This is a genomic window from Pseudochrobactrum lubricantis (assembly GCF_041929865.1).
Lineage (GTDB): Bacteria > Pseudomonadota > Alphaproteobacteria > Rhizobiales > Rhizobiaceae > Pseudochrobactrum > Pseudochrobactrum saccharolyticum.
The window spans coordinates 1-21,759 of record NZ_JBHEEE010000020.1 but is presented as its reverse complement, the minus strand read 5'-3'; the positions used below and the strand labels follow the sequence as shown (position 1 = coordinate 21,759).

At 50.5% G+C, this 21,759-nt stretch carries 25 protein-coding genes and 1 tRNA gene; 11 read left to right on the top strand and 15 right to left on the bottom strand.

Annotation, left to right across the window (positions count from 1 at the left end; genetic code table 11):
- Nucleotides 1-173 precede the first annotated feature (173 nt).
- Nucleotides 174-998, bottom strand: coding sequence for a methyltransferase domain-containing protein (locus JNC80_RS19265; RefSeq protein WP_376711333.1), 825 nt, complete (start codon nucleotides 996-998; stop codon nucleotides 174-176).
- Nucleotides 999-1,111: 113 nt separating this feature from the next.
- Here JNC80_RS19265 and JNC80_RS19260 point away from each other — a divergent pair, with 113 nt between their 5' ends.
- Nucleotides 1,112-1,303 (top strand): CsbD family protein, encoded by a 192-nt coding sequence (locus JNC80_RS19260; RefSeq protein ID WP_075655140.1) that lies wholly within the window; start codon nucleotides 1,112-1,114, stop codon nucleotides 1,301-1,303.
- A gap of 75 nt (nucleotides 1,304-1,378) precedes the next feature.
- Here JNC80_RS19260 and JNC80_RS19255 read toward each other — a convergent pair whose 3' ends face one another.
- On the bottom strand, nucleotides 1,379-2,368 hold the full coding sequence (locus tag JNC80_RS19255; RefSeq protein ID WP_376711332.1) for a bile acid:sodium symporter family protein: 990 nt from the start codon (nucleotides 2,366-2,368) through the stop codon (nucleotides 1,379-1,381).
- 146 nt (nucleotides 2,369-2,514) lie between these two features.
- Nucleotides 2,515-3,525: a UDP-glucose 4-epimerase GalE gene (galE, locus tag JNC80_RS19250; protein WP_376711331.1), complete on the bottom strand. Its 1,011-nt coding sequence runs from the start codon at nucleotides 3,523-3,525 to the stop codon at nucleotides 2,515-2,517.
- A gap of 123 nt (nucleotides 3,526-3,648) precedes the next feature.
- Here galE and mazG point away from each other — a divergent pair, with 123 nt between their 5' ends.
- The gene (mazG, locus tag JNC80_RS19245) at nucleotides 3,649-4,473 is read left to right on the top strand and encodes a nucleoside triphosphate pyrophosphohydrolase (protein WP_376711330.1); all 825 of its coding nucleotides are present in this window, start codon (nucleotides 3,649-3,651) and stop codon (nucleotides 4,471-4,473) included.
- 53 nt (nucleotides 4,474-4,526) lie between these two features.
- Here mazG and JNC80_RS19240 read toward each other — a convergent pair whose 3' ends face one another.
- Nucleotides 4,527-5,132 (bottom strand): flavin reductase family protein, encoded by a 606-nt coding sequence (locus JNC80_RS19240; protein ID WP_221719577.1) that lies wholly within the window; start codon nucleotides 5,130-5,132, stop codon nucleotides 4,527-4,529.
- A gap of 35 nt (nucleotides 5,133-5,167) precedes the next feature.
- Nucleotides 5,168-5,761, bottom strand: coding sequence for a nitroreductase family protein (locus tag JNC80_RS19235; RefSeq protein WP_376711328.1), 594 nt, complete (start codon nucleotides 5,759-5,761; stop codon nucleotides 5,168-5,170).
- A gap of 371 nt (nucleotides 5,762-6,132) precedes the next feature.
- On the opposite strand from JNC80_RS19235, the gene JNC80_RS19230 reads away from it, so the two are divergent.
- Both JNC80_RS19230 and JNC80_RS19225 read left to right on the top strand, forming a co-directional pair.
- The gene (locus JNC80_RS19230) at nucleotides 6,133-7,101 is read left to right on the top strand and encodes an RgsD C-terminal domain-containing protein (protein WP_376711335.1); all 969 of its coding nucleotides are present in this window, start codon (nucleotides 6,133-6,135) and stop codon (nucleotides 7,099-7,101) included.
- A 21-nt stretch (nucleotides 7,102-7,122) separates the two neighbouring features.
- Entirely contained in the window at nucleotides 7,123-7,503 is a 381-nt protein-coding gene (locus JNC80_RS19225; protein ID WP_376711327.1) for a hypothetical protein, read from the top strand.
- Nucleotides 7,504-7,578: 75 nt separating this feature from the next.
- On the opposite strand, the gene JNC80_RS19220 is transcribed toward JNC80_RS19225, so the two are convergent.
- The 3 genes from JNC80_RS19220 to JNC80_RS19210 all read right to left on the bottom strand — a co-directional run bounded on the left by JNC80_RS19220 (nucleotide 7,579) and on the right by JNC80_RS19210 (nucleotide 9,960).
- On the bottom strand, nucleotides 7,579-8,355 hold the full coding sequence (locus JNC80_RS19220) for an amino acid ABC transporter ATP-binding protein (RefSeq protein ID WP_151159372.1): 777 nt from the start codon (nucleotides 8,353-8,355) through the stop codon (nucleotides 7,579-7,581).
- Nucleotides 8,355-9,035 (bottom strand): amino acid ABC transporter permease, encoded by a 681-nt coding sequence (locus JNC80_RS19215; protein WP_075655132.1) that lies wholly within the window; start codon nucleotides 9,033-9,035, stop codon nucleotides 8,355-8,357. The genes JNC80_RS19220 and JNC80_RS19215 overlap by 1 nt, the downstream gene beginning before the upstream one ends.
- Nucleotides 9,036-9,168: 133 nt before the next feature.
- Nucleotides 9,169-9,960 (bottom strand): amino acid ABC transporter substrate-binding protein, encoded by a 792-nt coding sequence (locus JNC80_RS19210; protein WP_022711794.1) that lies wholly within the window; start codon nucleotides 9,958-9,960, stop codon nucleotides 9,169-9,171.
- A 443-nt stretch (nucleotides 9,961-10,403) separates the two neighbouring features.
- On the opposite strand from JNC80_RS19210, the gene JNC80_RS19205 reads away from it, so the two are divergent.
- Together JNC80_RS19205 and JNC80_RS19200 are read left to right on the top strand one after the other, a co-directional pair.
- Nucleotides 10,404-10,838 carry an NUDIX hydrolase gene (locus JNC80_RS19205; RefSeq protein ID WP_376711326.1) on the top strand — a complete coding sequence of 145 codons (435 nt, stop codon included), beginning with the start codon at nucleotides 10,404-10,406 and terminating at the stop codon, nucleotides 10,836-10,838.
- Between the two features lie 83 nt (nucleotides 10,839-10,921).
- The gene (locus tag JNC80_RS19200; protein ID WP_022711796.1) at nucleotides 10,922-11,683 is read left to right on the top strand and encodes an SIMPL domain-containing protein; all 762 of its coding nucleotides are present in this window, start codon (nucleotides 10,922-10,924) and stop codon (nucleotides 11,681-11,683) included.
- Between the two features lie 87 nt (nucleotides 11,684-11,770).
- On the opposite strand, the gene JNC80_RS19195 is transcribed toward JNC80_RS19200, so the two are convergent.
- Together JNC80_RS19195 and JNC80_RS19190 are read right to left on the bottom strand one after the other, a co-directional pair.
- Nucleotides 11,771-12,067 (bottom strand): putative quinol monooxygenase, encoded by a 297-nt coding sequence (locus JNC80_RS19195; RefSeq protein ID WP_376711325.1) that lies wholly within the window; start codon nucleotides 12,065-12,067, stop codon nucleotides 11,771-11,773.
- A 105-nt stretch (nucleotides 12,068-12,172) separates the two neighbouring features.
- Nucleotides 12,173-12,814 carry a hydrolase gene (locus JNC80_RS19190; protein WP_116089418.1) on the bottom strand — a complete coding sequence of 214 codons (642 nt, stop codon included), beginning with the start codon at nucleotides 12,812-12,814 and terminating at the stop codon, nucleotides 12,173-12,175.
- A gap of 242 nt (nucleotides 12,815-13,056) precedes the next feature.
- Between JNC80_RS19190 and JNC80_RS19185 the strand changes: the two genes are divergently transcribed.
- Complete coding sequence (locus JNC80_RS19185) at nucleotides 13,057-13,986, top strand: LysR substrate-binding domain-containing protein (protein ID WP_376711334.1); 930 nt, start codon at nucleotides 13,057-13,059, stop codon at nucleotides 13,984-13,986.
- Between the two features lie 11 nt (nucleotides 13,987-13,997).
- Here the strand turns inward: JNC80_RS19185 and JNC80_RS19180 are convergent, their stop codons facing one another.
- The 3 genes from JNC80_RS19180 to JNC80_RS19170 all read right to left on the bottom strand — a co-directional run bounded on the left by JNC80_RS19180 (nucleotide 13,998) and on the right by JNC80_RS19170 (nucleotide 15,911).
- Entirely contained in the window at nucleotides 13,998-14,468 is a 471-nt protein-coding gene (locus JNC80_RS19180) for a PliI family lysozyme inhibitor of I-type lysozyme (protein ID WP_376711324.1), read from the bottom strand.
- Nucleotides 14,469-14,547: 79 nt separating this feature from the next.
- The gene (locus tag JNC80_RS19175; protein WP_376711323.1) at nucleotides 14,548-15,372 is read right to left on the bottom strand and encodes an anti-sigma factor family protein; all 825 of its coding nucleotides are present in this window, start codon (nucleotides 15,370-15,372) and stop codon (nucleotides 14,548-14,550) included.
- Complete coding sequence (locus JNC80_RS19170) at nucleotides 15,369-15,911, bottom strand: RNA polymerase sigma factor (protein ID WP_022711802.1); 543 nt, start codon at nucleotides 15,909-15,911, stop codon at nucleotides 15,369-15,371. The genes JNC80_RS19175 and JNC80_RS19170 overlap by 4 nt, the downstream gene beginning before the upstream one ends.
- A 102-nt stretch (nucleotides 15,912-16,013) precedes the next feature.
- Here JNC80_RS19170 and JNC80_RS19165 point away from each other — a divergent pair, with 102 nt between their 5' ends.
- On the top strand, nucleotides 16,014-17,465 hold the full coding sequence (locus JNC80_RS19165) for a S8 family serine peptidase (protein WP_376711322.1): 1,452 nt from the start codon (nucleotides 16,014-16,016) through the stop codon (nucleotides 17,463-17,465).
- A gap of 118 nt (nucleotides 17,466-17,583) precedes the next feature.
- Here JNC80_RS19165 and JNC80_RS19160 read toward each other — a convergent pair whose 3' ends face one another.
- The gene (locus tag JNC80_RS19160) at nucleotides 17,584-18,768 is read right to left on the bottom strand and encodes a glycerate kinase family protein (RefSeq protein WP_376711321.1); all 1,185 of its coding nucleotides are present in this window, start codon (nucleotides 18,766-18,768) and stop codon (nucleotides 17,584-17,586) included.
- Between the two features lie 144 nt (nucleotides 18,769-18,912).
- Entirely contained in the window at nucleotides 18,913-20,403 is a 1,491-nt protein-coding gene (locus JNC80_RS19155; RefSeq protein WP_376711320.1) for an SLC13 family permease, read from the bottom strand.
- 368 nt (nucleotides 20,404-20,771) lie between these two features.
- Between JNC80_RS19155 and JNC80_RS19150 the strand changes: the two genes are divergently transcribed.
- From JNC80_RS19150 to JNC80_RS19140, 3 genes are all read left to right on the top strand, one after another.
- A tRNA-Arg gene (locus JNC80_RS19150) sits at nucleotides 20,772-20,848 on the top strand.
- 288 nt (nucleotides 20,849-21,136) lie between these two features.
- Nucleotides 21,137-21,391, top strand: a complete 255-nt coding sequence (locus tag JNC80_RS19145; protein WP_376711319.1) for a hypothetical protein — start codon at nucleotides 21,137-21,139, stop codon at nucleotides 21,389-21,391.
- Nucleotides 21,391-21,654, top strand: coding sequence for a hypothetical protein (locus tag JNC80_RS19140; RefSeq protein ID WP_376711318.1), 264 nt, complete (start codon nucleotides 21,391-21,393; stop codon nucleotides 21,652-21,654). Before JNC80_RS19145 ends, JNC80_RS19140 begins: the two co-directional genes overlap by 1 nt.
- Nucleotides 21,655-21,759 lie beyond the last annotated feature (105 nt).

Here is a 21,759-nt window from a genome sequence, read left to right as displayed (position 1 = left end):
TTTGAACAGGGCATGAGCTGCAAAATCTGTCGCATCTCTAATTTGCCCAAGTGTCGCATCTCTATATAGCTGTTATATGTATAAATCACATAAGATAGATTATGGAACTAATTGATATATAGAAGAACGGCAGATATCGCATCTGCCGTCCTATACCCCTTGGATTTTAAGGCTTAAACCTTACGGGCAATATACAAATGGCCAGGAACCGGCTTGCCTTGTTCGCTGCGCACAGTGATATCCGTCACGCGCAGCATTTTAATGCCATGGCTCAGCAGCAGCTTTTCAACATAATCCCGTTTATGCGCAAAACGCTGATGCGGCCCGACGGTATAATCACGGCCGGCAAAATCCTTGTCAGCCAGCGTTTCGCTTGAAAATGCGAAAATACCGTTGCGGTTCAAATTCAGCGGGATTTTTGAGAAAAACGACTCCAGCTCACCCATATATGGCAGCACATCCGTAGCGATAATAATGTCCCATGCCGGCGCAGTCGTCTGGTCAAGGAAATTCACAACTTCGCCGACATAGAGCGCATTATAATCGCCTTTTTCATCCGCAATCGCGATCATGTTTTCAGCGATATCAACGCCGGTGCGATGCTCGGTCATTTCGAACAAGGCATCCGCACCAAGCCCAGTACCGCAGCCCAGATCGAGCATACGAGCATAATGCGCATCAGGATCAATTTCTTCCAGCTGGTCGGTCAGCTGCAGCGGAACATCATAACCCAGCTCGTCTACGAGGATCGTGTCAAACATCTCTGCATGCTGATCGAACAAAGTGGCGACATAGGCCGGAGGCGCGCTCACAGGCACAGCGCCTCGTCCCATACTGGCCAGTCTTACAGCAGCGCCGCCATGGTCTGCCGGATCAATCTCCAGCGCCTTTTGATAGGCTTTTGCAGCACCGTCAAAATCACCGGATTTTTCCAGTTTCAGCGCTTCATTATAGGCTTGTTCCAGCGCGTCTTCATCAAATATCGGCGTCTCAGACATGTTTTATAACTTTCTGTATTTAGGAATACGCTGCACAAATACCGGAACTGTTGCGCTGCTTATACGTTGATCCGGTGAAGTCATTTCACATCACACCCTCAAGGGAGATTATCATGAACAGCACAACAGATAAAATCAAAGGCCTTGCTAACGAAGCCGCCGGTAATGTCAAGCAGGCAGTTGGTAAGGCTACCGGTTCTGCAAAATTAGAGGCTGAAGGCCGTGCACAGGAACTGAAAGGTGAAGCCCAGCAGGCCAAAGGCAAAGCTAAAGATACAATCAAAAAATTCGTCGATAAGGCTTAATGGCTACGCATAAATTATCAATATATATCATAAACTTAAAGAGAAGAGGGTGATGCACCCTCTTCTCTTGTACTGTCAAAGTCCCTGCTCTGCCTGACTGCTTTCAAGCGCATCCGCCTGTGCCGCATATCTTCTGGCAAGAACTGCGCAAGCCATCAGCTGTATCTGATGAAAAATCATTAATGGCAGTACAATTCCGCCCACCATCACAGCCGGAAAGATCACGCTGGCCATTGGTGCGCCGCTCGCAAGGCTCTTTTTAGACCCGCAAAAAATGATTGTAATCCGGTCTGCACGCGAGAAGCCAAGCATTTTAGCAATGAAGCCGGTAAACCACAGAATGAAGGCCAGCAGACCGATATTCACGGCAATCATAATTGCCAGATCATGACCGGAAACTTCCGTCCACAATCCCTGTACCATCGCTTCACTGAAAGCGAGATAAACGACCATCACGATAGAACCGCGATCGACAAGCCCCAGCGCTTTATTATGACGGCGTATAAAATGCCCGATCCATGGCTGTAAAATCTGTCCGGCAACGAAAGGAACCAGCAATTGCAGCAGGATGGACTCTAATGCATCAAGCGAAATGCCCGCCTCACCCTGTGTTGTGAACAGCAATCCGACCAGCAGCGGCGTCAGAAACATTCCGAGAATATTGGATGCGGAAGCGGAAACAATCGCAGCAGGTACATTGCCTTTGGCGATGGAAGTGAACGCGATGGATGACTGAACAGTAGATGGCAGAACGCAGAGAAACAGAATTCCCGCATAAAATGCCGAATTTGCAAAACCCGGAATAGCCCAGCCAAGCGAAAGCCCGATCAGCGGAAATACAACAAAAGTGACCGCCAATACGACGAGATGCAGCCGCCAGTGCACAATGCCCTGCACAACGGCTTGCTGCGATAATCTTGCCCCATGCAAGAAAAACAGCAATCCGATTGCAAATTTTGTCGCCAGTCCGAACCAGTAAGCAGCCTCACCTTTGACGGGTAAAAGCGAAGCGACCAGAATTGCCAGAATGAGAGTCGAGATAAATTTATCGGGAAGAAAACGCATATATCCAAACTCATTTCTGTATTCTGCATCTGATGTAATCAATTAAAATAATGGCATATATCATTATAATTAAATGATTTTACGGCAGATATAATTGTTGCTTTGCACCATCAGTGTGATGCAAAGCAAATATCTTTCAGGCAATTTTAATCCGCATATCCGTTCGGATTTTTTGACTGCCAGTTCCACATATCTGCGCACATTTCACGCAGAGTTTTCCTGGCACTCCAGCCAAGCAGCTCTTTGGCATGAGCAGGGTCCGCATAGCAGGACGCAACATCACCGGGACGGCGCGGTGCAATTTCATAGCGGATCTGCTGGTTGGAAACATGCTCAAAAGCTTTGATAACATCGAGCACGCTATAGCCCTCACCTGTGCCGAGATTGATAGCCATGCATTTTGGCTCATCCAGCTTTGCAAGCGCTCTGAGATGCCCTTCGGCAAGATCGGTCACATGGATATAATCACGCACGCCGGTACCGTCCGGTGTCGGATAATCATTCCCCCAGATGCTCAGTTTTTCGCGGCGGCCGGTGGCAACCTGCGCAATAATCGGCATCAGATTATTCGGAATACCCTTCGGATCCTCACCGATCAGCCCGCTTTCATGAGCGCCGACAGGGTTGAAATAGCGCAGAATGGCAATGCTCCATTCAGGGTCACTATTATAGAGATCGCGCAGCATTTCCTCGATCATCAGCTTGGTGCGGCCATAAGGATTGGTCGCGGATAATGGATGGTTTTCATCCAGCGGCAGATGCTGCGGATCACCATAAACAGTGGCGGAGGAAGAAAAGACCAGCTTTTTCACGCCGGTACTGCGCATGGCCTGCAGCAGGCGCAAAGTGCCGAGCATATTGCAGTCATAATAATAAAGCGGCTTCTGGGTCGATTCACCGACAGCTTTCAAACCGGCAAAATGGATCACCGATGTACACTGATAGGTCTGAATGACTTTCTGGAGAAACTCGCGGTCACGGATATCGCCGGTTTCGCGCTTCGGCATTCTTCCGGTGATTTGCTCAATACGCTGAAAAACCTCCGGGTGGCTGTTGTCGAAATTATCAACCACGACCACATCATGGCCGGTTTCAAGCAGGCGAACGCAAGTATGCGAGCCAATATAGCCGGCACCGCCGGTTACCAGAATTGTCATTCGTCTCTCGCTGATTTGTTTACAGACGGTTTTCTTGTGCCCGATTTTATGGCACCAGTAGGTTTAAATTGCCATATCATAAACCGGAATTATTTCCGGTCGCTGTTGAGACAGGAACCAGACATGCAGCCTTCCCGCGATATTCAGACCCTTTTAGACATTATGGTAGCGCTGCGTGATCCTGAAACCGGCTGCCCTTGGGATGTGGAGCAGGATTTCAGCACTATCGCACCTTACACACTTGAAGAAGCCTATGAAGTCATTGATGCCATTGAGCGCGATGATATGGACGACCTGCGTGAAGAGCTTGGTGATCTGCTGCTGCAAGTAGTGTTCCATTCCCGTATTTCCGAAGAAAAAGGCGGTTTTGATTTTGGTCATGTTGTGGAAGCTGTGACCAACAAAATGATCCGTCGCCATCCGCATGTCTTTGGTGATGACGAGGCGCGCTCGGCCGGTATGGCCAAAGGTTCATGGAACCGTATCAAACAGATTGAAAAAGATGAACGCATTGCCCGCCGCACTGCGCTTGGTCTTGAAACCACTGAGAAAAAAGGCTTTCTCGATGACGTGCCCACTTATCTGCCATCATTGGTCAGCGCACTGAAATATCAGCAGAAAGCTGCGCGCGTCGGTTTTGACTGGGCGGAAGCCGCGCCTATTCTGGATAAGGTTGCGGAAGAAACGCAGGAACTGCGTCAGGCGATGGATAATCAGGACAAGGCCAATATTGCGGAAGAATATGGTGATCTGCTGTTCGCCATGGTCAATCTCGGGCGCCATCTTGAACTGGAGCCGGAAATGGCGCTGCGCGCAGCCAATGAGAAGTTCAAGCGCCGCTTTCACTTCATTGAAGACGAACTGAACAGTAACAGTCATTCGCTGGAAGCAGCCACTCTCGATGAGATGGAAGCACTCTGGAATAAAGCGAAACAGGCCGGAAAGTAAGATTTACAATTCTCCGGCCTGCCCCCAGATTATGGAACAGATTATGTAACAGATTATTCGCCCCATTTGGGGCGGAACATCTGATAAACCGTGTCGGTTGTGGCGAAATCCATATAGCCAAGACGGGTTACCGGTCTGGATTTGCTGATATCAATCAGACCATCGGTAAGAATAGCCTCATCAATATGCACGCCGACAACCTCGCCGATCACCATATAGGAATCCGTCAGCTGGCCATCCCTGCCCTGTAACTGCCGAATATCCACGGCAACGCATTCCAGCGATGCATAGGCCTCCGCTACACGCGGCGCAGCAATCTGCTCACACGAAGCCGCCGTTAAACCCGCATAGTCGAACTCGCTGGCACCGCGCGGCGCATTGACGGATGTTGCATTCATCTGTTTTGCCAGATGCTCACCGACCATATTGGCCGTAAATTCCCGTGTTTCCTCAATGAAAGCCACACTGTCCTTGTAGCCTGATGAACTGAACATCAGCAAAGGCGGCGTATCGCAGACAATGTTGAAAAAGGAATAAGGGGCGAGGTTCAAAGCCCCCTCTTTCGAGCGCGTGCCGATCCAGCCGATCGGACGCGGCGCAACAATGGCCTTGAGCGGATTATGCGGCAGGCCATGGCCGTTTTGCGGTTCATAAAACATCAAATTACTCTGCTTTTCCGTTCCGGCAAGCCGGTTCAGCCCTGATATGGCCCGCTATAGTCCGAAACAATTGCCTGCAAATCAGGGCGCGGACGATCCGGCGCCGGAGCTTTAGGCGTACCCAAATGCACAAAACCGGCTACTTTTTCATGGGGAGCAACTCCGAGCAGGCGTTTGCCCTCCTCATCATCGGAATACCAGTTGGTAATCCAGTTGCTGCCATAGCCCAGTGCATTGGCAGCATTGCAAAGCTGCATCGCCGCAGCACCAGATGACAAGAACTGCTCCCATTCAGGAATACGGTCTGTATCACGCGGGCTGCAGATAATTCCGATAACAAGCGGCGCACGGGAGAAGCGTTTCAGCTCTTTCTCACGGTGGCTGTCGTTAAATTCTTCATTCTGCTGCTGTGCGCGCTGTGCTGCCCGCTCTGCCAGCATTTCACCAATCTGAATGCGGGCATCGCCGCGATAAATGATAAAGCGCCACGGATTGAGCTTACCGTGATCCGGCACGCGGGAGGCAATTGTCAGGATCTGCGCCAGTTCATCAGCCGATGGTGCAGGCTCAATCAGGCCGACAATCGGTGTGGAGCTGCGGGTTTTCAAAAAATCAATGAGATCTGACACGTTACTTCCTGCCTGTTCTGTTCGATTCCGTCATTATGACCGTCTTTATTGCCAATTCTGCTCTGCAATGACAGAGCGCATATGCAGTAATATGTGTTTATAATGCAAACGGGCGATATTTTGCTGGGCGCAGCCTTGAAAATGCCTTTACACTGCGGTCAAACAATAAAGACTTGAGACTTTGAAATTCAAATGAGTACCGGCTTATGAAATTCAGCCCTGTTCTGCACGCCAGAAACTTATCAGCCAAGAACACACAGCGTGTAAAGCAATGCCGCAATCTCTGCGCTTTTGCATTGGTTTCGACGGGTCTGATGATCAGTGGTTCAGCGTCAGCTCAGGAACTGCCTCAAACGCAGGACGGTTTTTCCATGCGCGTTGTGCCGGGCGCACAATTCGACAAGCTGCAATTACCAAAAATTTCAGTGCCTGAAAGCGGAACGCCGGACAATACACCGCCGACCGGTGCAATTATGTCGCCGGCAGCTCCGGCAGCAGGCATCACACCTTACGCTGATCCTCGCAGCCTGCAGAACTCACCGCTGGCCAATCAGAATGAGTTGCTGCTGGAAGCACAGCTGACAGCGGACGGTCCTGCTCTGAGCCAGGGGCTGGTATGGCGTGTATTCTCACCGGAACCGGATGGTGAGGACAAGCTGCCGCTGATTGCAACAGCAACAGGCGGCACTGCCAGCTTTTCACTGCCGGAAGGCAGCTATCTCGTGCATGTCAGCTTTGGCCGCGCCGGAGCCACCAAGCGCATTACTGTGCGCAATGCCAGTCGCCATGAAAAGCTGATCCTTGATGCAGGCGGTCTGAAACTCAGCGCCAAACTGCCGGATGGCAAGGAAATTTCTGACAAATTCCTGCGCTTCTCGATCTATGAGAATGACGATGAAGGCAATGAGCGCTCGCTGATCGTACCGAATATCAAACCGGATACGGTGGTGCGCCTCAATAGCGGCACCTATCACGTGGTTTCCAATTACGGCAATGCCAATGCCGTAATCCGCGCTGAAATTGTGGTCAGCGCCGGTAAACTGACGGAGGCAACTGTTGAGCATAATGCGGCGGAAGTCACCCTGAAATTGCTGCGCGATGTCGGCGGGGAAGCGCTTGCCGATACATCATGGAATATCGTCAATACCAATGGTGATATCGTCTATGAAAGTGTCAGCGCCTATGCATCGCTGGTGCTTGCATCCGGTGATTATATCGCTGTGGCCAAAAACAAAGACCGTCTCTATCAGCGTGAATTTACAGTAGAATCCGGCAAGAACGAAGATGTTGACGTATTTGCCAAAGCCGAAAACGAAGTCGACAGCGACCAGATTGATTAAAAAGGTCGGAGCTAAACGACAATGCCGGATTATGATGATAACCTCGTTATAAATTGCGCTACATGGTTCGAAGTTGAGGCTGCAATTCATAAGGTTGCTATTCAAAATCCCAATGTTGAACAAAATACCCTTGAAAACGCGTTGCAATTCGTAAAATTTGCCACAGAGCGATACCAAGTTCCAAATGAAATATGTTTGGGTTGCTGGCCGACAATTCGCATTATATGGTTATATTCAATACCATCGATAGAAATTGAAGTTTTCGATATCCGCTATGAATACTATGCATTTGAGGACAAATGGACTGATATTCAGGAATTTGAAATCATGCCGGATACTTTTCCGGAAACACTCAAACTGCTTCTAGATAAGACTATATCCCATTCAAATGAATTTAAATAATCCTGCAATCATTTGATTGCAAGATTATTATTTATATCAATATATTACACTATATTTTTAATGTTTTGAACAAATTCAAATACCCGCACCCTGACTGAAACCCTGACCTTCATGGGTCAGCGTATTCACGAAGCGGCGAGTACGCTCTTCCTTCGGCGAGCGGAAGATTGCCTGCGCGGTGCCGCGCTCAACAATCACACCATTATCGATAAACAGCACATCCTCGGCTATTCTCGATGCCAGCCGCAAATCATGGGTCACCATAATCATTGTGGTGCCTTCTTTGGCCAGCTGCGCCAGAACATCCACCACTTCACCGGACAATTCCGGATCAAGTGCCGAAGTCGGCTCGTCGCAGAGCAGAATTTTAGGCGACGGAGCCAATGCACGGGCGATGGCGACACGCTGTTGCTGACCACCAGAGAGGGTTGCAGGCCATGCATCAGCCTTCTGCGACAGGCCTACCTTTTCAAGCAGCTGCTTTGCCCGCTCCCTCGCCTTTTCCTTCGGCCATTTCTGAACTGTAATCAGACCTTCAGTGATGTTCTCGGTGACTGTACGATGCGGAAACAGCTGAAAATTCTGAAAGACCATGCCGGAATGGCGGCGGATCAGGTGGATTTCTTTCTGGCTGACTTTGCGTTCAGGAGAAAAACTCAGCCTGTCACCCGCAATTTCAATATCACCGGAAGTCGGCACTTCCAGCAGATTGAGACAGCGCAGCAATGTGCTTTTACCGGCGCCGGACGGCCCGATAAAGGCTGTCACACTGCCTTCGGCAATTGACAGAGAGATATTGTCGAGCACGGTATGGTCGCCGAATTTTTTTACGATATTTTTGAGTTCGATCATCATGAACGGACCTCCAGAAAGCCGCCATAACGCTTCAGACGTGCTTCCAGACGGGTTTGCAGATAAGACAGCACAGAGCTGAGTGCCAGATAAAGCAGCGCGGCCTCGACATAAAGGATCAGCGGCTCATAGGTAACCGCAACGATACGCTGCGCCGCCTGAAACATTTCAGGCACGGTAATTGCGGCGGCCAGAGATGTGTCCTTAACCAGAGAAATGAAGCTGTTGGACAGTGGCGGCACGGCATTGGGCGCAGCTTGCGGCAGGATCGTGCGGCGCATCGCCTGCCCCCAGCTCATGCCTGTTGCATAGGCCGCTTCCCACTGTCCTTTCGGCACAGCGACAATCACGCCGCGGAAAATTTCAGAGGAATAAGCACCGATGCTTAAAGTAAAGCCGATCAGAGCAGCCGGAAATGCATCCAGCGTAATGCCGACACTCGGCAATCCGTAAAAGATCAGGAACAGCTGCACCAGCAACGGTGTGCCGCGGATCAGCCAGACATAAAAATTGACGATTGCTGCAACGGGACGCGGTGCGAACAATCGGGTCAGAGCCACAAAAAGACCGAGTGTTGTGCCGAACAGAAATGACAATAATGTCAGCGGAATAGTGAAAACCAGAGCTGCCCACAACAGCGGCCCCAAAGATTCAAGCATAAGCGATAAAACGTCAGACATTGAATGCGTCCCCGTCATAATTGTTTCCCCTCAGACGGAATTGCTGAGGCTGAAAATGGTTCCTGCCCCGTTGCCTGCGCAACGGAAAACCGGCGATAATATATCGCCGGTATCAAAGTTCCGGGAGGATAACTTATTTAGAGACGTCTGCGCCGAAATATTTTTCGGAGATTTTGGCATAAGTGCCGTCGGTTTTGATCTGCTCAAGCGCTTTGTTGACTTCGGCAAGCAAATCTTCCTCGCCTTTGCGCAGCAACACGCCGGAACGATCAGCATTTTCAAGCTCGGCAGCAACTTCCAGCGGCACATCAGGCTTCTGCTTTTTGAAGTCGAGGAAGGACAGGCTGGCATTCACGGTTGCTTCCGCACGGCCGCTCAGCACCAGCTGAACTGACTGGTCAAAGCCGTCATTGGCAACAATTTCCGCACCATATTCACGGGCAATTTTACCATAGTTGCTGCTCAGCGACTGTGCGGCTTTGCGGCCCTTCAGGTCTTCAAATTTCTTGATATCCGTATTGCCGGTTTTCACAATCAGCACGGCTTTTGAAGCAATATAAGGCTCGGAGAAATTATATTTCTTCTGGCGTTCCGGCGTAATGCCGACCTGATTGATAACCGCATCATAGCGGTTGGCATCGAGACCGGCGATCAAGCCGTCCCATTTGCCTTCAAGGAATTTGGCTTCAACGCCGAGACGCTTGGCAATTTCCTGACCGATTTCCACGTCAAAACCGACCAGTTTGCCGTCTTTGTCATGATAGGTGAACGGCGCATAAGTGCCTTCTGTACCGATCTTGAGAACGCCTTCCGCTTTGATGCGATCCAGAGCAGCATCAGCGAAAGACTGGCTGGTCATAACGCCCGAAGCCAGAACGGCTGACTGCAACACACCAACTGCAACAATAGACTTAAACCAGCTCATATACCTTGTCCTTTTAAACGCAACCTTTTCACTGAAAAGGTTATTCTCATCTTATAAAAGCTTTCCGGGCGGAGCTGCTGTGGTGCAGTCCGTGTTGCGAATAAGATGTCACGGCCACTCAAACCATCACAGATATAATTCCACGTCCTGCAATTTATTATGCAAAAATAAATTCCTAATTTTGTCCTATTGTAGAATTTTATACCAATCATAATCTTCAGGCTGACAGAATGAAAAAACACATTCTACAGAAGCGCTTATTCTGCCCACTGATTTTCTGAATAATGCATGAGCCGGTGTTTTGTTGCCTGATAGACGAAGATTTTTGCTCAAATCAGACTATATTGCAGAAAATCATTCATCCAGGCTTCATATTTGCGTCGCTATAAGAAGCTGTCGCTTGTCTGAAGTTCCTTTTAACACTGCCCTCAGGAGTTTTTCTCATGTCCGCAGAAACTACCCCGACAAACCGTATCCGCATTGCAGCTGCAATTCTGATGGCACCGGACAACCGGATCTTGCTGGTACGCAAAGCGGGCACAACCGCATTCATGCAGGCAGGCGGTAAGATTGAAAACGGAGAAACACCGGTTGCAGCATTACAGCGTGAGCTTAGTGAAGAACTGGGACTAACGGTTAATCAGGATCAGGCGCATTATCTCGGGGCTTTCTCGGCACCGGCCGCAAATGAGCCAGGCTATACGGTTGAGGCTGAGGTCTTTCGCATTGCCCTCACGCAGCCGGTCGCCAAGGCCGCAGAAATTGAAGAAATTGTCTGGGTTGATCCGCGGCAAAAAGTGGAACTGCCGCTGGCACCTTTGACGGAGAATTATTTGCTGCCGCTATGCAAGGAATTTATGCCTGTCGCAAAACTATAATCAGATTGCCTGCTTTTAGCCTAAAAACATCCGTAATTCATTGAAATATAGCAGTTAAACCGATTTCATTATCAGGAGAAACTATGACACACCGTAAAACAGCCGCCCTTTTCGCTTCAGCATTTCTTGCGGTTTCTTTTGCCAGTGCGCTTTCGCAACCGGCCTTTGCACAGGAGAAAAATGTGTCAGAAAAACAGCAGGCATTCATTGTTATCACCGGTGAAGGTGAAGCTCAGGCCGCTCCGGATATGGCTATTCTCGACCTGACCGTCTTGCGGGAAGCTAAAACCGCCCGTGAAGCGATGACCGACAACAATAAGGCAATGTCTCAGGTACTGGCTGCGATGAAAGAAGCCGGTATTGAAGACCGTGACCTGCAAACCTCAGGTGTGAATATTCAGCCGACTTACACTTATCCGAGCGATAAAAACGGCCTGAAAGCACCAAAAATCATCGGCTATAACGTAACCAACGGTCTGACCGTGCGTGTGCGTGATCTCGATAAAGTCGGCGATCTGCTGGATAAATCCATTGATCTCGGCGTCAACCAGAGCGGCGGCCTGCGTTTCGTCAATGATGATCCGTCAAAAGTGCTGATGGATGCCCGTAAAAAAGCCATGGAAAATGCCATGGAAAAGGCAAAAGTTCTGACTGAAACTGCCGGTGCAAAGCTTGGCCGCGTGCTTGAAATCACCGAATATGGCAATAATCCGCGCCCGATGCCGATGGCACGCACCAAAATGGTCGCAATGGCTCAGGAAGCAATGGCTGATTCAGTACCGGTTTCAGCCGGTGAAAACAGCTACAATGTGAATGTGACCGTAAAGTTCGAAATCACACAATAAGCGAACCGGTCATATAATAATCAGAACCCTGCCCTTGCGGCAGGGTTTTTTATTATGCGCGGGATTGTACGGGAAAATCGCGCCGTGTCATTCCAAGCGGTCAAGGAAATAGGCGAATTCAGTATTTTCGACATTTTGCGACCCGTTTTCATGGAAAAACTGAATATGCGGCCCTTCATTATGATGTTTGTGCTGATGTTCCTGTGATGCCCAGTGCTCTATGAAAACAAAGCGGGACGGGTCTGTACGATCAATGAACAGATCATAGCTGATATTCCCCTCTTCTTTGCGGGACTGATCGACAATCGCCTTAAGATCGCGCCGTAATGTTCCTTCTTTACCCGCCTTGGCGCGCAGGCTGACAACAACGAAGAGATCGCCCATAAACATGCTCCTCTCATTTGAAATCCCTGCCTGTTCAATCCGGACAGAGCATTTCCTATGGTTCAGAATAAACCGGAAATGTTCTGCCCGTATTGGAAGCAAAGCTTACTCGGCTTTGTCGTAGGAGAACTGGATACCTGCGGTACCGCCGGTCTGGATGAACAGATCCATAAATTGCGGAACTGTTTCCTTGCGCTGCCAGTCGCGCTGCAATTCGCAGAACAGCTGAACCACGCTGATCATCTTGCCGCCCGCCTGTTCTATGCGCCGCAATGCAGCTTCATGCGCCTGTACCGAAGTACCGCCCACAGCATCAGCCACAACATAGACTTCATAGCCTTCAGCAAGCGCATCAATCGCCGGAAATGTCAGACAGGCCTCAGTCCAGAGCGCCGTCATAATCAGTTTCTTGCGTCCGGCCTGCTCTACGGCTTTACGGAATTCAACATCCTCCCAGGAATTGATTGTGGTGCGGTCAATCGTCGGAATTCCTTCAAGGGCTTTGCGGACTTGCGGAATAGGAGGCTTATTGAGACCGGTTTTTACATTCACGGTTGAGTGAATAATCGGCAAATCATAAACGCGTGCAGCTCTGGATGCGCCAACGATATGATTGATAAGCAATTGCCTGTCCATGGAGGCAATGGAGTTCACCTGCACAGGCTGGTAATCAATAATGATAAAGGCTGAGTTTTTAGGGCTGAGCAGCCGGTCTTTTACAGGATCACGAATGGGTTCGCTTGTCATTGCATAGTCTCCTCGAACACAGGGAAAACAATTCCAATAACGTCCCGAACCGAGAGCATCAAAGCCTCAGCCGAAACGCAATTCTGATTTAATTTCAAGCAGATAAGATGATAGTTACTTGCGGGTGACGAAATTTACCGACCGTTGTTTTCTGAAAAACAACAACGCGGTGAAATAGTAACATCGGCGCCTTTATTAGAAAAGATTTGAATACTGAAACGCAGCATTCTATATTTGCAACGATGCAGAACCTGAACGACTTGTTCTATTTTGTCCAAGTGGTCACGCACGGCGGCTATGCTGCTGCGGCACGGATAACGGGCGTGCAAAAATCGACATTAAGCAGGCACATCACCAATCTGGAAGAGTTTTTGCAGGCAACGCTGATCTACCGGTCAAGCCGCCGTTTTGCACTCACTGAGGTCGGGGCTGAATATTACCGCCAATGTCTTGTTGTGCTCGAAAATATTGAGGCCGCACAGCGTATCATCGACCGCAATTACGAGGAGCCAAACGGTACGATCCGCATTGTCTGCCCCGTCGGGCCGCTCAATTATAAAATCAGCGATTTGATTACAGAATTCATGCAGCACTTTCCCAAGGTTGATGTGCATCTCAAATGCATGAACAGAAATGTTGATGTGATCGGCGAAGGATATGACCTCGTTATTCGCGAGGACAATAACGGTCATCAGGAGAATAATGCGCTTGTGACCCGTGTGATTGGTGCAAATCCGCAATGTCTCATCGCCAGCAAGGATTTATTCAGCGATGCGTCCCCGCCGGCAGAACCGAAAGATCTCGCAGGATTTCCGACCCTTGCTTTTGGCTTTCCCAAAATTGAACGTGCTGTCAGCGCCGGCCGTCCTCACTATGAATGGTCATTCCGTGATGAACGCGGTCGTGCGCAGCGCATCAGACATGTGCCGCGACTGATAACAGACAGCCATGAAACATTGCGCAATGCAGTGATACGCGGTCTGGGTATAGCACAATTGCCGCTCTGGATTGTTAGCGAGGATATAAAAACAGGACAACTGATACAGTTGCTTCCCGATTACCGGCTTAATGAGCCGGTAATTCATGCTGTATATCCCTCAACCAAAGCGCAGGCACCCAATGTCCGTGCTCTTGTCGGTTATCTGTCAGAGGCGCTGAGCCTGAGCCGGTAATAAAAGCCGTTTTATGGTTTCTTCAGGTTCTGTTGCTGTTGGCTATAGGCACGTTTGGCTTCAATCAGCAGGTCTTTCTTGGTGTCGCTTGCAAAATTCAGCAACCGCTCAACCGTGCTATCACCGAGTTTCAGCACATCCACATCCAGATAATTACCGGAACCTGCGGTTAGTTTGGCGATAATCATCTCGGGATTACCGTCGCCGGTAATATCCGCAAAACTGACACGCGGCTCGCCCTTGTCACCAAAAACAGAGCCGTCGCGTGCAAAAATTCCACCGCCAAGATAGTCAATCAGCCCGTCATCTTTATAGAGCGCAACCGTGTAACTGCCGATGGATGCAGGTTCCAGATCACCTTCTGAAATCACTGCAATCCGTTTATCCGGCAGTGGCATCATCACCGCATTTCTGGCGGATGCAGGCGCAACCAGCAGTGTTGAGACCAGAGCTGCAGCTAAAATCTGCTTTGAATATTGCATTGTTTTTTCCTGACATCTTTGAAAAGACTTTAAACAATTTCCCAAAGATGCCCGTACAATAAGACTTTCCTGTGATGCATCACTGCTTGAGTGCCGCCCTTTCCTCTTCCGCTGACAACGGTGCACCGGCCTGAATGGACTGCAAATAAATATCGACAGTTTCCTGTGCTGAGGCAGGAATATAATTTTGCGTATCCTGCTGGGAAGCCAGCGCAAAACGCAATTTCCAATCCTCCTGCTCAAGACACGACACAGCCACATAGCCGGACTGCCCCGCGCTGTTCAGACGAAACTCACGGCAGAGATGATTTTCCCCGTCACGGAAGCTGGCAATCACCTGCATAGAGGCATTCTGCTCAGCCAAATTGACAGTCTCGCCGGAAGCCACTTTATGCAATTGTGCCTGCACGGCAGATGCTGTGAGCGAAGCAAGACCTGCACCTTCAGGCTGCGCATTTTGCAGGCCGCTTTGCCCCATGAAATAACCGCTGAAACCGGTAACCGCAGCCAGCAAAACAGCTGCAGCGGCTGCCGACCAGTTGGCTGCAAAAAGCGGTTTGCGCGGCTTTGCACGAAACGGAACAATGACATTCCCGCGCTCTGCATCTGCTGAAACCGGCTCTGCCACCTCAACAGTTTTCTGCTGTTTTTCCTGTTCATGGCGTGCAACCATGCCCTGTACGGCGGCCATTAATGCCTCCGGCACCGGCTCATCCAGCATCGGCCGCAAAGCGTCCTGTGCTGCCGCGCGGGTTTCCATAAACAGTGCCACGCGCGCGATCAGCGCATCGTCATGCTCCATAGCTGCTTCAATGCGCGCCGTTGTCTCTTCATCCAGCTCGCCATCGGCAAAGGCCATCAGCTCTTCATCGCTGAAATTTTTATGCGGTTGGGATTGTGTCATTGATTACCGCCTTTCACAGGGGATAAACGCATGGGATCCTTGTCTATTCCCGTTCGTTCAGCAAGATTTTTCCGCGCTCTCGCCAGCCTGCTCATCACAGTACCTATCGGTATCTCAAGCAGCTCCGCAGTCTCCTTATAGGAAAGCTCTTCCACGCAGACCATAAGCAGCACCTCGCGCTGCTCGTCAGGCAAATGCCCGATTGCTTCCGACACATTTTGCAGGGTCATACGGGCAATAGCCGCATCTTCACCTGATGGTGTGCTGATATCTTCATGATTGGCAATATCATCGCTGATACCGGCAGTTTTCTGCCTGCGTAATGTATCAATCCAGATATTGCGCAGGATGCGGAACATCCATGCATCAAAGCGTGTGCCGGGCTGAAAACTGTGTTCTGCGGCCAGTGCTTTTTCACAGGCGGCCTGCACCAGATCGTCCGCTAACTCGCGGGAGCGGCACAAAGCGATAGCAAAACGGCGTAAATTCGGTAAAAAACCTATTAAACGCTGTGAAAAACTTAGTCCGTCATCTGTCATAAGAGGATTCTGTCCGAAAAATCGAATAAAACACCGAGCCATACGTTCTGCATTTGGGCAATCTTACGATAAAGCCCATCAACAGAAAACTGGAACAGATCAATGTTAAATTGTCTATACAGGCATACCGGCAGGCTTCTCCGCTCTGCCAGTCTTTTATTTGTTGCGACGGGTATTGTAACAACCGCTCCGTCGCTGATGCTTTCCGCTGAGTTCTCTGTCGTCAGTGCCGCTTATGCAGATGATGATGACGGCGATGAAGGTGGCAGTGATGATGACGGAGGATCCGGTAATAGCGGACGCTCCGGCAGTGACGGCGGCAAACGCTTTCGCGGGCCGCAGACGCTGATGGACTATCTGGACAATCGCCGTCAAACACAGGCGCCCAGAACCCGCAGCACAGCAAAGAAACGTCAACAGGCAGCACCTGTTTACGAGCCCCGCAGGCTTGTGGCACTCGGTCTCAGCGATGAGAATATTGCACAATTGCAGCAACAGGGTTTCTCTGTGGCTGACAGGGTGGAAATGCGCCTGACAGGAGCACAGCTCACGCGCCTGCAAATACCGGCAAAAATGTCATTGCAAACTGCACGCCAGCGCGTATCCGCGCTCGTGCCGGATGCGGTGGTTGATTTCAACCATTATTACCAGCCGGAACAGACAAGTGCTCCGGAAACAGAAACAAAACCGGCACCGGCTCCCGCAGCCTGCAACGGCACAGACTGCACGCTGATGCGTGATCTGATCGGCTGGAATGAGCCGAAAGCCGGTGCAGCAACCTGCACCACCCTGCCAAAGATCGGCCTGATTGATACGGCAGTTAATCCCGATCATGAATCGCTTAAACAGGCGCGTCTGGAAATCATCCGCCTCAGCGATGATGAACTGCCGCAATCAGGCACACAGCATGGCACAGCCGTTGCGGCTCTGCTTGTCGGGGCTGAAAACAGCCGTGCACCGGGCTTGCTTCCGCAGGCAGAACTGATTGCAGTGGATGTGTTTCACGGCACCAAAGGCGATAATAACCGCGCCACAACCTATGACCTGATCCGCGCAATTGATCTTCTGGCGGAAAAACAGGTGCCACTCATCAATATGAGCCTTTCAGGACCGGATAATTTATTGCTGCAAAAGGCCGTAGAGGCGGCGGCACAGCGTAAAATTACACTGGTTGCGGCTGCGGGCAATGAAGGCCCTCATGCCAAACCGGTTTATCCTGCCGCCTATCAGAATGTGATTGCGGTAACCGCGGTTGACCGCAACGGCAATCCGTACAGACGCGCTGTGCGCGGCGAGCATATTGATCTGGCCGCACCGGGTGTCGGCGTCTGGACGGCAGCCTCCATATCCGGCGCACGGCAAAAGACCGGCACATCTTTTGCAGCACCATTTGTCACTGCCGCAGCAGCAAGGCTGAAAGCTGAAAAGCCCGATCTGGATAACCGGCAGATTGCGGAAGAGCTAAGCCGTCAGGCCAAAGATATGGGAAAACCAGGTCATGATCCTGTCTTCGGCTGGGGACTGATTAATGCGCAGTCTCTTTGTAGCAGCTAGAGCGCCGTGCGCCCCATTGGCGCACAAAGGTCGCTCTAACACTATAAAATTATGCTCTGATAAAAATTAAGCCCTGAAACTGATGTTTCAGGGCTTATAATTAAGGCGCTTGTTTTGTTCAGGCGGCCATACGATGGTTCATCAACATACCGATCATCACCATACGTACGGCATCTTCCGAGGCATGTGCCAATAATTTAGGGGCGGCATCAATCGCATCCTCCAGTGAGCAGGGGCGGCTCAGGATAGATGCGAAAGCATCAATACCGTGATCGAGATTGAGGCGTACGCCCTTCCCGATTGTACCCGCCAGCGCGATCACCGGAGTACCGCGTTTTTTGGCGCGCAAGGCCACTTCTGCAGGGACTTTGCCGAATGGTGTCTGCCCGTCCAGACTGCCTTCAGCTGTAATCACCAGATCAGCATCCGTCAGATAACGGTCAAGATCGAGATATTGCATAACGATCTCATAGCGCGGATGCAGCTTGCCGCAGAGCAGACCCAGCACCGCAGCACCCAAGCCGCCGGAAGCCCCTGCCCCTTGCGCAGAACCGACATCTATACCAGTCGCCAGACTGATGTGATGCGCATAATTTTCCATAGCATGGGCCAGTATTTCCACCTGCTCCGGCGTAGCGCCTTTCTGCGGGCCAAAAACACGAGCCACGCCACGTTCTCCCAGCAGCATATTATGCCAGTTCACAGCCGCATCAATCTGCACAGTTTCAAGACGCGGATCGCGATTGCTGATATCAATTGCGGCAAGTTTGCCAAGTGCAGCGCCACCGGCATCCAGCACGCGCCCTGCACTGTCGAGCAGTTTAATGCCGAGCGCCTGCGCCATACCTGCGCCGCCGTCATTAATACCGCTGTCACCACAGCCCAGCAGAATGCGCTCGGCACCGGTATCCAGTGCGGCTTTGACCAATTCGCCGACACCATAACTGGTGGTCAGGCACGGGTTGCGCTGGTCACGGGGTACGAGGCTCAACCCTGCGGCCGAAGCCATTTCCAGAACGGCCGTGCGCTTGGCGTCACCATTGGCACCGCGCGTGCCCAGAAATCCGAAATGTGCCTGAACCGGTTGGCCGACCGGCCCCGTCACCATGACTTCATGCAATGTACCTTGCGTGGCATTAATCAGCGCCTTGGTAAAACCTTCGCCACCGTCTGCCATCGGCGCTTTAATAATATGTGCATCCGGCACAGCCCGTCGAATGCCTTTCTCAATCGCATCTGCAGCTTCGTCCGCGGACAGGCTTTCTTTGAAACCTGATGGGGCAACCAGAACAGTGATAGACATTGTGACAGTTTCCTTTGCAAATTGTGACAATTGAATTGCAAGGGAAGAACGGGGGCTGACGCAGTTTATTCCGCAGAATTTTATTTATTTTCATAAAACATAAAAAAAGCCCCGATTTTCATCGGGGCTATGTAACTCTTTGAATTATTTCAGGCTCATTCCCTGCATCGGCCATATCAGCAAGGCGAATATCATCAGCAATCCAATGAATGGCACGATCAGCCAGAGTGCCAGCCGCAGCAAATCCCGCTGGCTGAAAGGCTGCGGATCGGCTGTGCCGAACAATGTGACAGGCTTTGCGGAAACCAGCAGTGTCTGGCAGAATCCGCTGGCCAGTGTAACCACCAGAATGAGCGGCGTGACTGCAATTCCGAGACCGGCCAGCGGCAGACAAAGCGCAGGTATCAGCACAATAGCGCGGGCAGTTCGGGAATTGATGACAATATGCGCCAAGGTCGCCGTGATCGCAGCAAAACCGATAATCAGCGCCGGATAACCGGCCAGTCCGGCACCAAAAGCACTTAGCATTCGCTGTGCGATCAGTTCCGCAGTACCGGTGGTAAGCAGCGCCTCGCCGATTACCAGAGTACCGGCTAAAAACAGCAGCAGGTTCCACTCCACCAGTTTCAGCGTTTTTTTAAAAGAAACCGGTGAGAGCTTTTCAGATGTCACCAGCAATGCGGCAATCAAGGCAATCAATGGCATATCAATGCCGTGTAATGCCGTAGTGGCAAACATCACCACTGTTGCGCCGGTAATCAGCAACAGCATTTTCTGCTGGCGTGTCAGTGCTGTTTCGTCCTGCTCATCCACCCATTGCGGCAGCGATTGCTTGCGTTCTTCAGCATTCAAAAACAAGCGCAGAATAAGCTCGCAGGCAATCAGATTGATAAGCAGTGAGAATGGCGCGGCAAAAGCAATCCAGCTGAGAAAATCCATTTCACGACCACCGGTTCGGCTGATGAAATCCGCAGCTACCAGATGTGCGCCTGCACCGGTGAGTGACGCACCGGCAGACAACAGAATAATCGTGGGGAATAACAAGGCCAAAGCGCGGGTGAAACCGGCACTGACTGCCGAACCGGCAATTGCCACATAAACAGGCAATAAAATCGCTGCACGCGCAGAGGTGGAAGGAATGATGAAAGCCGTCATGAATACAAATAATGTCAGCAGATAAAATAGCGACCGGACGGATTTCAGCCTTGTCAGATTACGCAGCAGCAACTTCTCAATCAGACCCGAGGCCTGCAAGACAGCAGCAAGAATGAAGGCCGCCAGCATCAGCCAGATTATGTCTTTGCCAAGCGCCGCATAGACAGCCTCATTACTCACGGTTCCGGTAACTGCCAGTGCGATTGCACCACTGAGCGCCACAGGTGTTTCCGGCAAATCCAATATCACCCAGCATACAAGCGTGACGACGAAAACCGCAACGGACACCCGCATTGGCATGGTCAGTCCGTCGATCGCTCCGAAAATCAAAATAGCTGAAAAACCAAGGATCAGTGCCGCAATGATTTGCTTCACTTGTTTCAGCGGCATTGCAGTCACTGGCACGACAGCTTTTGATGAATTGTCAGCCAGTTTAGCCGGTGTAAGTCTTGTAATATTATGAAGTGATTGTTCTGCCATAAGTCTGAGCCCTTATATGTTTCTTGTCAGGGCTAACGGCTGAGGCATGAGATTATTCCGTTTTATTTCAAAATCACACCGGTGCAGAATCACAAGCACCGTAAAAACACAGCAATAAGCGCGGTTTATCGGCTCCAACTATATCAAAGCCTGCCCGATCTCCACCCTTTGAGAAAAAGCAATCACTCATCTGCTCGCATAAATGCTGCACAATAAAAAAGATCCGACAGGGATAAGGCGGTGCGCGGTAAATCAATGATAGTAACCGCAAAGTTACGCACATAATCTGCAATCAATTCGGCTCTACCCCATTGATACGAAAGATCGCTTGGGTTAGAACGACTTTGCTTTATATCAAAAGCGACTGCGCACCCGTAGCTCAGCTGGATAGAGTGCTGCCCTCCGAAGGCAGAGGTCACAGGTTCGAATCCTGTCGGGTGCGCCATAAAAATCAATAAGTTAGAGTGCGTAGAGAATCTTACGAAAATTCATCGCTCACCAATTACTCACCAACCTTCTAAATCTCATTGAAATAATTTTTGTCACTAAAATAATGCAACGCGATCAGTAGATTCGTGGTTGGCATCACACACTTCTCCACATCAACTCACTGCTGACTACCCCTCCCCACTTGACCGCCTTCTAAAAATAGAACATTTGTAGAACAAAATTGATATTTAACCCTAAAGCCCTGTACTGCGCACTCGTTTGCGCCACGGAGGAGCGCGCCTAAATGGGCAACTGGAAAACCAATTACAGGGTCAGTGATTTATCTGACACTCAAAAGCTGGAAATGATCTGTAAAAAATGCAGCAGGCTTGTTTACATCAACAAGGCCACGATCTGCACAGCCAAAGGTCGTGAACAGCTCTATCTGGATGAAATAGAGAACCGCGCCCGATGCAAAGCACGAGGCTGCAAAGGTCGGATGCGCATGGCTATGGTTCGGCTGGATGAAATGTCCGGCTTTACCGGAGGGCTGGCATAATGCCAACCTTGCGCATCTTAAGTCATCTTGACCTGCTGCGGCTTACCTGCGGAGGCTGCGGACGGATCAGAGATATACCGTCGCGATTCATGGCCATGATGTGCGGGGAAGAAACAGAAATACTCACTATGCCACGTCGAATGAGGTGCCATGTCTGCGGATATCGCGGCAAGAGCAGCGTGGATATCCTTGCCGGTCAGGTCGATCTGCATGGAGAGTATTTTATTTATCAGGAAGATGACGGTATGAAGAGGCTGTTTTGAATGAGGACTCAGCACAATGAGCGATGACACCCCGCCATGGGAAAACAAACCGGCCAAACAGGAGGCACTCTATATCCACTGGTGCATGCATGAAGGCTGCAAAAA